Annotated in this window: 10 protein-coding genes and 1 pseudogene (1 of these 11 cut by a window edge); all 11 read right to left on the bottom strand. The window is 29.9% G+C overall.

The genetic code is table 11. The features are described 5' to 3' along the window. Positions 1 to 411 precede the first annotated feature (411 nt). Positions 412 to 966 (bottom strand): ABC transporter permease, encoded by a 555-nt coding sequence (locus IGL48_RS04230; RefSeq protein WP_229236163.1) that lies wholly within the window; start codon positions 964 to 966, stop codon positions 412 to 414. A gap of 160 nt (positions 967 to 1,126) precedes the next feature. Beyond that, complete coding sequence (locus IGL48_RS04225) at positions 1,127 to 1,990, bottom strand: ABC transporter ATP-binding protein (protein ID WP_010824512.1); 864 nt, start codon at positions 1,988 to 1,990, stop codon at positions 1,127 to 1,129. Positions 1,991 to 2,044: 54 nt separating this feature from the next. Then, the gene (locus tag IGL48_RS04220) at positions 2,045 to 2,383 is read right to left on the bottom strand and encodes a hypothetical protein (RefSeq protein WP_010824511.1); all 339 of its coding nucleotides are present in this window, start codon (positions 2,381 to 2,383) and stop codon (positions 2,045 to 2,047) included. After that, a complete protein-coding gene (locus IGL48_RS04215) occupies positions 2,373 to 2,615 on the bottom strand; it encodes a helix-turn-helix transcriptional regulator (protein WP_010824510.1) in 243 nt (80 codons plus the stop codon). Before IGL48_RS04215 ends, IGL48_RS04220 begins: the two co-directional genes overlap by 11 nt. Before the next feature lie 474 nt (positions 2,616 to 3,089). Then, entirely contained in the window at positions 3,090 to 4,175 is a 1,086-nt protein-coding gene (locus IGL48_RS04210) for an alcohol dehydrogenase catalytic domain-containing protein (RefSeq protein WP_010824509.1), read from the bottom strand. Positions 4,176 to 4,178: 3 nt separating this feature from the next. Further along, positions 4,179 to 6,941: a type 2 lanthipeptide synthetase LanM gene (lanM, locus tag IGL48_RS04205; protein WP_010824508.1), complete on the bottom strand. Its 2,763-nt coding sequence runs from the start codon at positions 6,939 to 6,941 to the stop codon at positions 4,179 to 4,181. Positions 6,942 to 6,943: 2 nt separating this feature from the next. Next, a complete protein-coding gene (locus tag IGL48_RS04200; RefSeq protein WP_010824507.1) occupies positions 6,944 to 9,103 on the bottom strand; it encodes a peptidase domain-containing ABC transporter in 2,160 nt (719 codons plus the stop codon). A 1-nt stretch (position 9,104) separates the two neighbouring features. Further along, positions 9,105 to 12,026 carry a type 2 lanthipeptide synthetase LanM gene (lanM, locus tag IGL48_RS04195; RefSeq protein ID WP_010824506.1) on the bottom strand — a complete coding sequence of 974 codons (2,922 nt, stop codon included), beginning with the start codon at positions 12,024 to 12,026 and terminating at the stop codon, positions 9,105 to 9,107. A 25-nt stretch (positions 12,027 to 12,051) separates the two neighbouring features. Beyond that, positions 12,052 to 12,249 carry a class II lanthipeptide, LchA2/BrtA2 family gene (locus IGL48_RS04190; RefSeq protein ID WP_010824505.1) on the bottom strand — a complete coding sequence of 66 codons (198 nt, stop codon included), beginning with the start codon at positions 12,247 to 12,249 and terminating at the stop codon, positions 12,052 to 12,054. A gap of 23 nt (positions 12,250 to 12,272) precedes the next feature. Then, positions 12,273 to 12,467, bottom strand: a complete 195-nt coding sequence (locus IGL48_RS04185) for a plantaricin C family lantibiotic (RefSeq protein WP_010824504.1) — start codon at positions 12,465 to 12,467, stop codon at positions 12,273 to 12,275. Positions 12,468 to 13,223: 756 nt separating this feature from the next. After that, positions 13,224 to 14,762, bottom strand: a pseudogene (locus IGL48_RS04180) (MSCRAMM family protein); its annotated part runs 174 nt beyond the window's last position; the annotation flags it as partial.

The following is a 14,762-nucleotide window of genomic DNA, read 5'->3' as shown; positions in this document are numbered from 1 at the left end:
AACTCTAATCACCTTGTTATTCAATCCAATTAGTAAAAAATTTTGAAAAACTACCAATTCCACTATAGAAAGACTAGTAACTTTAAAATATAATTGAATATTGGGACGCAATCAAAGAAATTTACGATATGATTTTGGATTCCTACACGTTTATATTTCAAGGTTTTTGTCACCTTAAATTTAAAAAATCAATCCTATTTAAACAATCGTAAACCAATATTTGTGTAAAATGATACCTATGATTCCGGCAACAACACAACATATTAATCTAGAAATCCATATATTAATTATTGTTGAGTCCAATATTTTATAAAAATATGATGCTGATTTAGAGGATATATACATAAGTATTAACCATTTAATGATATCTTTATACTCCATATGAGACACAACTTTCGTTAGTAAACTTAATCAAACTTCTACCCGTAAACTTTTTTTTAATACAACTGTAAATAATACAAATATTGTTATTAAACTAATTATATATTGTAATAGTGTAAATACATTCGATCCTACGGTAATCGGCAAATAGTAGCCAGGAAAATTTTCTACTACCGCTGATAAAAAAGGATTTGAATATCCATAAACTATATTAGAAAGCAAATTAGGGATAAAAAGCAAGAAAAGTATTAATATACCATACACTGCACCACTACGAAATCCCGATAAAAATAAACAGTATCCACATAAAAAATAGATCACTATGACTAGAATTACGTCAAGTATGAATCCTAATAAAAATATTATCTCTAATTCTCCTGGTACACCTAAGTATTTAGTTATGATAAATAAAATTATTCCAATAGCAGAAAATATTGCGCCTACAAATATAGAAATAAGTATGTTACCAATAATATAACCTAGTCTATTTTCTTTTGAATTATATATCAAACTAATAGTTTTGTAATAAAAGTCATTATTTATTAAATACGTAGACTGGAGAACCATTGCTGTTATCCCTAACATACAATAGAAATTCGAAATATGTTTAATTGTAAATGGTGCAGAATTAACTAAAATAATGTAACACATAATAGATGCTGGGAGTATACTTATCATCAATCCTAGTGGTAAATAGCCACGCGTTATTAGTCTTTTTAGATTATACGAGACGTACCCTGTTATATTAAACTTCATTTTTTTCACCACCAAATTTATCTAAATAAATATTACGAAGAGTATTTTTTTCAGTATGACAATCAATTATAAATATATTTAACTCTTCTAATAAAGTAAAAACGTCACTACTATTTAAGCTTGTCTGTAATGTCAACGTATCTTGAGTTACATTATAAATATTCCCTAATTCTTGCTTATTGATAAACATAGTTAAATCATCATTGTTGGAAAAGATAATTTTTATTATGTTTTGCGAACTCTGATTAATTGTTTCTTCTCCAATAAGAACACCATTTTCTAAAAATAGAATCCTATCACAGATTATTTCTATATCTTCTAATTTGTGGCTGGAAATTAATATACCTAAATCCGTTTTAATAGCAAGTTTTTTCAGAGCGTTCAACATTTCATATGATGATTCAACATCCATTCCATTAGTGGGCTCATCTAGTACAACATAATCTGGATAATTTAAGATAGAAATAACCACTGCTAATTTTTGCTTCATTCCCAAAGAATATTCTCTAACCTTTTTATTCAATATTTGATATAAATTTAGACTTACTAATAAATCTTTGAATTCGTTTATATCAAATTTATTCCCATAAATTCTAGAAAAATATATTAAATGTTCTAACCCAGACATACTTGCTATTAGTTTTGGCTCTTCAATTAAATATCCTATCGAGCTATTTCTCATAATAGATCCATTAAAGTTAAGGATATTTTCAGTAATAATCTTCATTAACGTGCTTTTCCCTGCACCATTTCTACCAACTAATCCTATTATTTCACCTTTTTTAAAATTGAAAGATATATTATCTAATACACTTGTATTGTTATAAGATTTAGATACTTTATTAATATTCATATTCTTTCTCCTAACTGCTAGTCAGCATATTCATCCTATGATTTTTATAAGTAATTAACATAAATCTTGTTTATATTTTTTAAGTAAGTAAATTAAAGATATAGAAAATGCTAGTGCATATTTGAATAAGAATAGTATATTTTGCATGTATTCTTTAGGAAAGAATAAGTCACACAAAACAATGGTTACCAACATATAGCAACATACATTTAAATGAATTTTTGTTGTGCGCTCATCTCTTTGTCCCAACTTTAATAACAGATATACTAAAGTAATAGAACTAATCATTACAAGTAAAAAACCAACACCAATAAGTAAATTATAATTCCCAATACTTTTTTCTGACCATTCATTTAAGGCGTTAAATGAAAATCCAATAGATTTATTCATCATTATTTTGTCCTCCTAAATCGTATTCAAAAATCTCTGTAAGCGGTACATTAAAAAAATTTGATATTCGAAATGCTAATAGTAACGACGGTACATAGTTTCCCTTTTCCATAACAAAAATTGTTTGTTTAGATACACCAACTCTATCAGCTAATTCTTGTTGTGATAGTCTGGCTAAAACTCTATATTCGTAAACTTTATTACGTATAGATTCTTCGTGTATTTTTTTCTTCATATAGTCACCCTACTTATAGTTAATTAACCGTGTGAAAAACGTTTAAACTTAGTATTCATAAGCAGTTCAGGAGAAAATTTTTCCTTTGTTATCTAAATTTACAAAAGTAATATACTAGTATTCAGACAAAGATAATCACTAGGGACCAGTTCTTTTAACTGATAAAACGATGTAGAGAATATCGTAAAGATTAATTATTTATCCAAAAAACAGTCCTAACTAAAATTAAAAGCACTTAAACGAATTATTTGAAGTTATTCAAGTAACTACCGAGTATTTTCATAGCTTTCCTTACTTTTATTTAGTTATGATTCAAAAATCTTTTTTCGTGTTGAAAAAGAGAAAACCCCTAGCTTTTGAACCAAATTTAACAATTTTTTCACATCTCTACTCAAATATTAAAGTAAAGTTTAACAAAAGTAAAGTTAAATGTACTAAAAATCTGAATAATTTTAAATTTTTAGTACACTGTAATTAATGGTAGGTTAAAGACACCTTACCTATTTTATTAGCGTTAAAAAATGAACGATCTATAAAATCTAGGTATTGGTTAACGTTATAAGATTTATCAATTACAGGTTTCACAGAGAATCTTTCCTCTAAACTGATAGCATTTTGCAAATCTTCATATGTTCCTAAGCAGTTTCCTATAAATGTAATATTTTTCATTACTCCCAAACTTAGTGCTCTTCTTAAAATTGGCTCATTTTCTATAGGTATTTTCTCAGATAAAAGAGGGTGTTGATTTAAAAGCCCACAAGTTATATAAGTGCCTCCAATTTGTAATAAATTTACTGCATTTTCTACATTAAGATCAAAAAAAGGATCAAAAACGTGCGTAATATTTCGCTTCATAGCTTGCAAAGATACGTCTTCTAAACGTTCCACCTCACAAGGATATATATATTCTTTTTCAAAATCTGTCCATGAAGTAGTAGATATACATATAGGTGTAATTCCTTGTATAAGTAGTTGACGAATAATAAACATAGAAGTTGCAGAGCGTGCGCTGAAAACTACTGGATTACCACTTTCTTTCAAAATATTAGATCGTCTAATCATACTGGAAGCAGTTTGTGAGCCTAAAGAAAAACATGCAGCTTCTTCAAGACTTAGACGTGCTGGAATTTTAATAACTTTACTTTTGTGAATTTTTAACCATCCTAAAGATGCAAAATTACTCGGTATTCCTGGTTTTACTCCATGAGGATATTCGCAGTTTGGCATGACAAAATCTCCAACATTGAAATTATTAACATTTTTTCCAATCTTAATAATTTCAGCACTAAATTCTGAACCAAATGGAAAGAATAATCTATTTTCGTTTTTTTCAGAAGTATAGGCTTCTAATAAGATAGATTTATCTCTATAGTTACAAGAAAAATATTTAACTTTTATTAATATATAATCATCATTTTGAAGATTATTTATATCAAAATCGGGTTGATTTAACTCTACTAATCCAAATAGAACATTAGTAGATCCGAATTTAACTGTTTCCATTTTTTTAAACTCTAATGAATTTTTGTATCTGGGATTTATTGCAACTAGGGCTTTCATAGTTTACACCTCCATCAGCTTTTTCTGATAATCTAAGGAACTCAAATTTAGAGGAATCAAAGGAGAGGACCCTTCATTGTACATTTTTAATAATAGTGCTGAATCAGCCATACCACTCCAGCCTAAAAAATATCCAAGTAAATAATCCCTGTTTTTTTCACCTGTATAGTAACCATTTATGTCTATTAGTTTAAGGACGGATAACCAATACTCGTTAGCTAGCATTATATACTCAGATTTTTTTGAAACTTTAAAGGAAAAAAGCAGTGATTGAAGAACACCTGATACTCCATGACAGATTGATAAATCTAAAGGAGTTTCTAATGGAAGAATAGTAGATTTTTTGGCCAAATCAAATAAATTTATGTCAACTTTTAATAAAGTAGCCATTTCTGTCAGTACCATTAATAGACCCGAATTTCCGTTGCACCATCCAACATTTTCAACAGATTCCTCAAACTTAATCCGAGTCGTTTCATGAAATATATTTTTACATATATCTAATCTGTCCAAGGCATAATTTAATCTGAAATTTGTCCATAAAACACCTAGATTTCCGTGAGCTATTCCTTCACTAGGTAATTTGGTATTATGGAATTTTTCTGTAAAATAAATGATATTATCGATAGACGTATTAGGAAAAGTAGCATTTACTAATGCAATACCTATTGGACCTAAAAAAACATCTCCACTTTCAATATTCTCTAATTGAATTTTTGATATAGTCTTATCAAGATATTTCAGTTTTTTTTGTTCATGGCTAAACAGAAATTCAAGAGAATTTGATCCTGAAATAATTGACATTGGGGTATTTGAAACTTCTGTAGAACCATAAATAGTATTTTTAAGAGAGTTGACACCTTTAGAAGCACGAATATATAATTCATTTGTTTCTATATCATCAACGCATTTTTTATATTCTGTTAAATGTTTAAGTAGAAATAAAATACCACCAGCATCATGCAACGAAATACATGATATAGAATTGTAAGCAATATTCATGTCTCCATAAACACCGTTTAACCAACCTGTTTCAGCATTTTTAGATTTTGTAGTAATAGATTGATTTATTATTAACTTAAATAATGCATCTGGGTTGTCTATTGTCACTTCTTTTAAAACATCAGTGAACATTTTAGCTTGTGATTTTTTAGTTTTATTATTTTCAAATGTTGCTTCATGAATCCTAATTTCAGAAAACCCCTCTGCAATTAAACGTTTATCAATTAAAAGTGCCCGATCAGAAAGATTATTTAAAGAATATAAAGCATTTTCTATTGGAGACATTTCAAATGTATTGGTATTTATGTTCATTAAATTAATTGTATGCTTATTCGACCCAATTGAAAAATACGGAATATCTCCTTTTTTTAAAGCTTTTTTTTCTGCCTCAAGTACTTTACTTGCATTTTCCGATTCTGTAAACATTTTAGAAGGCTTCATATAAGATAATATTTTATCTATAGCAGACTCATCAATTAAATTTTCGGGATACAAACATGCATCCAGTAAGAAAAAATATTGAACAGTTGGTCTCACAATTATTCTACTGGTGCAAGGAAAACTACTTAATAAATCACTAATCTTTTCACGATTTACTATTACAGATTTAATACCTTCTTCATAGCCGTTAACAAAGTCTTGCTGGTATGGAAGAGGGCTAGGAAATTTATTTTTTTCTAACATTATAGGAGCTGAATCTCTAGAAACTATAATATTTTGTTTAGATATATCTACTGCATCAGTTCCTGGATTGGTCAGAGTGAAACATAATTCTTCTGTTTTTTGTGGATAAGGTGTATTAATAGCCCCAATTAAGATATTATGTGGTGCTACCATTAACTTAGCTGGAATTATACAAGTATTAGCAATAGAATTAGAGAGTTCTTTATTTAATACGTCCCATATAGAATCCTCATTTATTTCTTCGTGTGATGGTTTTAAACTAGTTTCTAAATCAATGAAATAAGGAGTAGTTCCGTTAAAAATCACATTTTCATCATGTAAATCGGTGGCACCAATACTTCTGAATACTGCTGCACACAGCCCCAAATTATAATAAGCTTCTGATAAGTCTGCCTCATCAATAAAAGTATGAGAAATAAATTTTTGCCAACCATAGCTATTTCGACATATTGTTTGAGCAATTGGTGTATTATATTTGAGCCCTTTAAACTTTAGAATATCAGAAAATATCGTGTCTATTAATTGGTCTATTTCTAGAGAACGGGGTTTATATAAAATTTTTTCTTCATTTGAAAATTCAAAACATAAAACGATTTTTGAACCATTGTGCGGATCAGAATCTAATGCATTTATAGCAGTTAAATAAGAATTTTTACTAATCATCTCATTATTATTTAATTGATCTATATCTTCCTTGAAATTTTTGCATACTGCTATAATGTATAAGCTTGTATTATTTATAATTGTATGAATAATTGTTCTTAAATAGCTGTATTTGTTTAGCCATTTTTCAACCATTTGTTTATCCAGTTTCTGTAAAAACAGATCAAATGCAACGGAAGAATTTGGATTAGCAGGCATATTTAAACTCTTTCGAAATTCATGGAATTCGTAAATAAATGTTTTCTGAACGACTCTATTTATATGATATTCTATTAAAGCATGAAAACACTTTATAAAAACTTCTGTTTCTTTTTCTTGAAATGTTGTAAAAGATCTTTTTAAGGTAGTGTGTGTGTGTTCAACTATATCTTTAAAGATATCTTCTATAATATTAACTAATTTATTATCATTGTGCACAGTTATTTCTCCTTTTCAATTACCGTATTAAATAAATCCTTATAGTCTCCAGGTTGTTGGACTAGATCATTATGGTGACCTGTTTGCACAATTTCTCCGTCTCTAAGAACAAATATTTTATCAGCATTTAGAATCGTTTCTAGACGATGGGCAATTACTATTTTTGTACACTCTAGTTTAGATAGTTCTGTATATACAGAACTTTGAGAAATATTATCTAATGATGATGTAGCCTCATCCATGATTAGTATTTTAGGATTTTGAAGAATTGCTCGTGCGATATGAATTCTTTGTCTTTGTCCACCAGATAAATTTGCTCCCATTTCAGAAATTACAGTATTGTATCCCATTGGTAGATCAGAAATAAAAGATAAAAATTCTAAAGAACTACATAATTCAATTATTTTTTCTTCACTTAATTGACTTCCTAATTTCAAATTTTCTATTATTGTGCGATTATGCAAATGAGCCTCTTGAGGAATATAACTAATTGATTTTCTTAATTGATCAAGGTTATATCGTTGAAAATTAATATCTGAAAAAAATATATCTCCTTTAGTAGGTTCAAATAAACTACTACATATTTTGGCTAGTGTTGTTTTTCCGGATCCGGATACACCTACAAAAGCAACTGTTTCTCCATCCAATATTTTTAAATTAATATTTTTCAACGCTGGTTTTGTATCAGAAGTATATTGAAAATACAAATTATTTATCGAAAGATTTCCAGACTCCATAATATGATCACTTCTAACACTTGATTCAATAGGATAGTCAAATATATCCTCAGATAACTCAATATATCGTTCTACCACCATAATGTTTGAAAGGGTACTAAATATTGTATTTGAATAATTAAATAACATACTAACAGTCGATTGAATAGCTATTACTTGACCTAATGATAATGTCCCTAATTTTTCCTGATATAGACTAATAACAAGAATAATTAAAGGAAAAATAGTTTGCATTCCATATAAAACGGATCCAACAATACCTTGTTGAAGATACATCCTATGTGAAGAAGCAGATAAAAGTTTTGTAAGCTTATCTTTCCAATCAGAAAAATACGACTGTACATAGCCCCCTAGTTTTACACTATTTATAGAAGCTAGAGCATCTAATTGGATACTCTGAACACTAGATCCTTCACGCAATTCTTTATCTGTTGCAGAGTCTACATATTTTTGAGTTATAATCAAAAATAAAAACATAAACATTATTAATGTGACGATAATAATTCCCAAAGTCCAAGAACTCCAAAAAATATATCCAAGTATTACAATACTACTAACTATGTCCAGAAAAGTTTGTACCAAAGTAATTCCTAAAACATCTTGAATTCTAGTCAATGAATTTAATCTAAAAATAACTTCTCCTGGAGATCGTACTGTAAAAAATTTAGCGGGTAATGATAAGGTATGTGCGAAAGCTCCAACTAATAAATGCCAATTGAATTTGTAACTAATTTTAATTGAAAGGTAACTTCTGAAGGTGTTTAGACCAATCATCGTAATTATTGCTAATAGTAGTAATTCTATTGTTTTTACAAACGATATAGAATTTAAGTAACTACTCTTATCTATCAACGATTGTGTAAATATAGGAATAGATAAAGTCATAATTACTAAAATAATACTAGTCATTAGCAAACCTAGATAGAGACTCATCATATTATTCGGCCAAATGTAGTCTTTTTTCCAAGTATCTAATTTATTTTTTTTAACTTTTACAAAGTTTTTATTGGGTTTAGCTACTAAGATATACTGAGAAAAATCTTTTTGAAATTCATTAATTGATATTTTTATTCTTCCTATTGACGGATCCATAATGATAACATATTTTTCGCTGAATAATTCTATGCACACAAAGTGATATCCTTTCCAAAAAGCAATTATCGGAAAATCTACAACTTCAAAAGCTCTCAAGTCTTTGATTTTATAAGTTTGAACATCCATCCCCATGTGCATTAACAATTCTTTTAATTGAGTTAAGCCGAGTCCATCTCTTCCAGGTTCTTTTATTTGTCTAAGGTCCGTAAGTTTTTTATGACATCCATAAGCTTCTAAAATAGTTCGAACACAACATAAGCCACATTCCGTTTGGGCTACCTGAATAGTAGGTTTTAATTTTCTTTTATTTTTAAAAATAAAATTTTTCATTTTATACACCTAACAATAAAGGTGATATTTTCAAATCACTATTTGCTAGTTTACATAAGTGTAACAATGCCCCTGCTTTTCCTGACATTAAGCCTGGACTTAGTGTATATCGACCTTTCCCTTCTTTAAAATATTCATAGATATATGTTGGGGAACAAAATGTATTTTTTATATTATGAATCAGTATTTTTGTTTCTTCTGGAAAAGATTCGTGGACATATTCTAAAGCAGTGAGAACACCCAAACTCCCATGGCAAAGGACAGGAACGCATGAGATCGGTATGGTTTTCAATTGATTTATAACAGATATTACTGATACTTTTGGTAATGCATCTGCTTTATAGGCCTCATAGTAAGCAATTAGTAATCCTGACAACCCATTACACCATGAAGAGGACACATGCTCATTCTGTTCAGTTAAGTAAGTTTCGATGACACCTTCTTTATTTGTGTAATTCTTCTTGATAGCAGTATCTATATCTATAATTAATTTTTTTATTTTATTATCTTTTATTCTTTGATTAATTATAGAAAAAAACCAAAGTAAATGTCCTAATCCGTGTGCAACTCCAGAAGTCATATAACTATCAATTTCGTTAATTTTTTCATAAGCTAAATTAACACACTTATCTAAAAATTCTTGTTTTGGATGGAAAGTGTCTTGCATCTGTAAGCGCATTATAATCGCACCACTTTTTCCATTAATCATATCAAAAAAATTATTGTCAACAGTTTCTAAGTCCATTCTTAAAAGTTCCCAAGAATTAATAGCGACGTTTTTCCATCGTTGGTTATTTGTAATGGTACCTGCATGATACATTGCCCAAAGTAACCCAGAGATACCTGAAAAAGCTCCAGTACCTGACAACAACACATTCCTTAATTCAAAACTTTGATTTTCGAGGATTTGAGCAGATTTTTCAAATATATCGTTGGAAATATTTGTAGCCTCAATATCAGAAAACTGATTACCTACAATAGATAGCACTAGTGCAGGACCTATTCTGCCACTATATAAATCGTATCCTAAAACTCCAGGTGTCCATCCATTATTCCCGTTTTTAGCTACTGCACCTACCCAAGTTTTTGGCAAATGTTCATATCGATCATCAAGTACTGAATTTAATAAATTTTGAGAAAACCATTTAATAGTTTTAATTATCTCTGTAGTCTTTTTTAGTCCATCACTTTTTTTCTCTATAGCTTTTTGATTCCCATTCTCTAACTCTTCTAGTTTTAATTTTCCTTCCGCGTGTGGGTCTGCTAATTTAGCAACAAATGCTAGTTGTATAATTTGTTGCTGATTAATTAAATCTTTTTGTGATAGTTTTTTCATCTTACAAATAAATTCGGATTGGGGGCTATTTTTAACTGTGGATACAATATCATTATTACTATGAATTTCTGTACCATCAAAATTTATTGTAAAGTAAGGAATATCTCCCTTCCACAATTGACTACATTCGGATTTAGTAATATTTTTATCACTAGTCATACTTAAAATACCAATTCTAGATAATAGTGAATGTGCCATATCTAAATCTTTCGAAGGTTCTGTTGCTGTTAAAACTCGTAATATTTGCTCATATCTATAAGTCATATTGTGGATATAACGAAGTTTAGCACCTTTAAAAGATGTTATTACTTCTTTACTAAAAAATTCTTTGTTTTTTAGTATTAATAAGTAGACATCAGTAAAACCATCGACAACTTTAGCACAGTTTTCATAAATCTGTTTTTCATATTCCGAGTCATTTATAAGATCTTCAGAAACAGTGGCTGAGTTATGCCATACAACTTTAATGTTAGAATTAAATCCGTTGATTAATTCAAAGGTTTTAAAAGGACTAACACTGTTTTTATCTCTAATTCCCGTGAAACCAACGTCAACTGAACCACTTTTGTTTTTATCGCTAATAGAAATTGGTAGTACTCCAGTACCATAAACAGACTTTTCTAAAGAGTCATAGGCACTATTGCTAGATTCTGGTATACCGGATCTATTGCGAGACGGGTGGAATAACGTTTCGAGATCTATTGGCAACGGTCCTTTATGTGTCCATAATATATTACTATAATGCATATCGGACGCATTCAATAAGTACATTAAGCATGCGAGTTGGCCAGCTTTATACATATCAACCTGAGTTTCGTCACTAGTTTCAAATGAGGTAAAACCGTAATTTCCACAATTAATCACAGATAACACAGGTAGATTCAAATTAAATTTATAATTGATAGCCATAATTAATTTGGTGTATCCGGCTTCTCCAGAAACAGAACGTGGTTTATAGATAATTTTTTGTTTGTCTTCAAAATAAATAATTGACACTGATGATCCGTCATTATGCGTATCACCATCAGACTTCACATACACTATTTTTAAGTCTCTATTAATATTAAATTTTTTCTCAATATCTATTCTGTATTGCTGTATTCTTTTGACAGTATCTACAATAGAGTTTATTCTACTTATTATTAAGTTAATACATCTATTCCAAGTAACAAAATACGTCTCAGAAAATTCTTTCATCTTATTTCTTTTTAGTGTTTCATTATAAAGTAAATACGAATTTTCTAATTCGACATTTTGTAATAATTTTATATGTTCAGAAAATCCTCGTATCATATAAGAGAAAGCTACTTGCGATAAATCATCGCAAATAGCTTCTTTGAAAGATAATGGATTGTGAACATAGGCGTCTAATTTGTTATTCCAAACTTTATCCCAAATTTCGCTAGTAATGGACATACATACATTATAGTATGGATATTTTTCCTCTGTTTTATAATTTACTATAGTTGGCAGTTCAATTAATTTTTTTAAATTTAATTGTTCAATATAATGAACTATGGGTAAAATATGCTCATTATAATCTTTTAACTCTAATTCGGGATAAACTTTTTTGCTGTAGACAACCATTCATTCACACCTCACATTCATTTTATTAACAAGCCCTCGTACAAACGCTTGTTGGACATGTTTTATCTGAAATCCAACCTGAAACAGCGATAGAAATAGGAATAGTAATTGTGGGTGTTCCTCCTCCTGTAACTTCATCGTCTGTTAAAGAAATTAAATCTGCCTCTAGGTATTTACCCAACTCTAAATCCACATTTGGTTCATTTTGTTTGTCATTATTCATTATAAAAGCTCCTTTTTATAAAATTATTTACACCAACCCATACATTCGTGTGTAGCTGTACACCAATTTCCTTTGTTTCCCCAATAATCACTTAATGAAAATGTATTAGTAGTGCAGGCACCGAAAACGTCATCGTCGAATGATTGATCGGCTACTTCTTCGAACCAAGCAACTTGTTCATTATTGATCAAAGTTTCGTTGTTTTCTTCATCACGCATATAGTTCACCTCCTTAGAATGTCATTATTCGTCACATGAAAACGTATAAAATTCAATGTTAATAGACGTTTCAGACACGTAACTTTTCCTTTTGTAACTTTATTTTATAGAAACAATCAGCTCCAAACTGGTAAATCAATTTACTAAAATTTATGAAGAAGCTGATTCGTATCTATCGTCAAGAAATAAAAAATACCTGTTGTGTCAATAAAGATCATTTGCCATTTACAGAATAATCAAAATAAAAAGTATGACTATCTTTTTATGCTTAAACTCTGTTCACCTTGATATTTCGTAATGTTATTTGTATGTTAGTAATTATAATTTTAGCAATATCCAAGCTAATTTATTGCCAGAATTCCCTATTTAACATTTATTCCACCCTAAAAGAACACAATTCTCTTAGAATTGTGTTTTCTTTTATTCTTATTTTATTTTAAAACAGAAAACTGAGTTATACATAGTTTTCTACGTTACAACAATATTTTAGCTTTTCATCTCTTAGGATTTGATGGAATTTGATTAATCGTCAGATCTATCTTCTTTAATAGATGTAGCTGCTGTTGCTGGAGCAGGATTTACTGTATCACTTACTACAAATACACTTCCTCCTAGTAATGTTGTTGAAGCTAATGATGTAGCTCCCAATAAGCTAATACTTTTTTCATTGACTTTTATTAGCAGGTTTCTTTTAATTTTAGGCTTTACGCTTACGAATTCTAGTCTAACAATAAAATTATTTTATAATTACAAAGAAGGTGCCTTGGTTTCTTTCCAATAGTAGTTGGAAATGTCTAAGTGTTTCACCGCCACTTGATTTTCTTTATCAATGGTTAACGTTACTTCTTGTTCAGAAGCTTTCTTACCTTTTATAACTTCTGGATGACTTTCATCTTGCCATTTTACAGGTGTATCTTTAGCATGATTTTGATTGGTTTCTCCATAGAATAAAGTATATTGTGCCCCTTTAAACGTAGCATTTCCTTGCGTGTCCGCTCCTGTATCTTTGTCTTCTTTGGTTAAAGTGGTTTGTCCTGTAATTTCTTGGTTGGTCCCTTTTACATATTCTACTGAAATAGGCACGGTTTGATTTTGATAAGCTAAGACCACTTTGACTGGTTTAAACGTATTTACAAACCCAGCACTAGCTTTGCTCTCAGTTACATAATAAGTTCCTAATTCTAATGCTTTCAAAACATCTTTTGACGTTTCTGCATGTCCTTTTGCATCCGTAATTATCGTTTGAACAATCGGTCCATCTGAGGTCTCTTTACGTATCTCAAACTGATTACCCGCTAATGAGTAATGTTCGTTCCAAAGGGTGGTTCCTGTTTCAACACCTTTTTTATCTAAAACTATCTGTCCTTTTTCTCGAAGGTTCTTAGATACTTTTTCAATCGTTTCACCTGCTTTGATGGTGGCAGAAAGCGGCGTTGGGTCAATCGTATAGGGCGCTAGAACAGATTTTTCAGTGATAGTCACTTTGGTATTATGAGGAATCCCTTCAATTAGGCTAGTTCCATCATTTCCTGTTGTCACTTCTTGTGTCGGAAACTTTCCGCCAAAATCTAAATGAAAGACTGTTCCTGGTAATTTTTGACCTGACTCTTTATCTATTTTTGTAATTTTTAATTTGCTTTTTGTTTCTATATCCAGTTTGACTGTATAAGTCGTTGGTTTATCAATGGCACCCGCCATCACAGTTTGTACACCAGCTTTTTTATAAGCAACTGGCGTGCCTGTTCCTTCTGACTTTTCTAGTGTGAGTATACCCGATTTTGACTGTTCATTCGTACCCAAAGTTAATTGGTTACCGTTCACATGATAGTCAATGTTCGCAGTATTTTTAACCACTTTATCGAATTCTGACAAGTTTAATTGATTCATATCTGTTAAAACTGTCGACTTTCCTAAGTTCAGTTTAACTGTCGTTCCATCAAAGCTAGGTTTCTTTTGATAGTCCTGAACAACTTTATTGATTTTTGCTTCAATGCTTGGAATATCTACTGTACTGCCATCTGGACGAGTCATGGTATGGATGGTATAACCATTAGTTGCTTGCCAAATAATTTTTTGCGCAACGGCTTGGGTATCAGGATCTTGACCAACCTTCTTCCATAAAATGGAAACTAATTTTGCGCGGTCTGGCATATCGGGTAAAGGATTTTTTTCATAACCTGGATTGATTGGATTAATAATATTCACTTCTGGCTCAATGCAGAAAACAGGTTGCTTCTTCCCTTTATAATTAGCATAGGTAGGGGCTGTATGCGTATTAAAAACTTTTCCATTATT

The organism is Enterococcus sp. DIV1090, assembly GCF_050537975.1.
GTDB lineage: Bacteria > Bacillota > Bacilli > Lactobacillales > Enterococcaceae > Enterococcus > Enterococcus faecalis.
The sequence above is the reverse complement of the archived record's forward strand: the minus strand, read 5'-3'. Positions and strand labels throughout refer to the sequence as shown.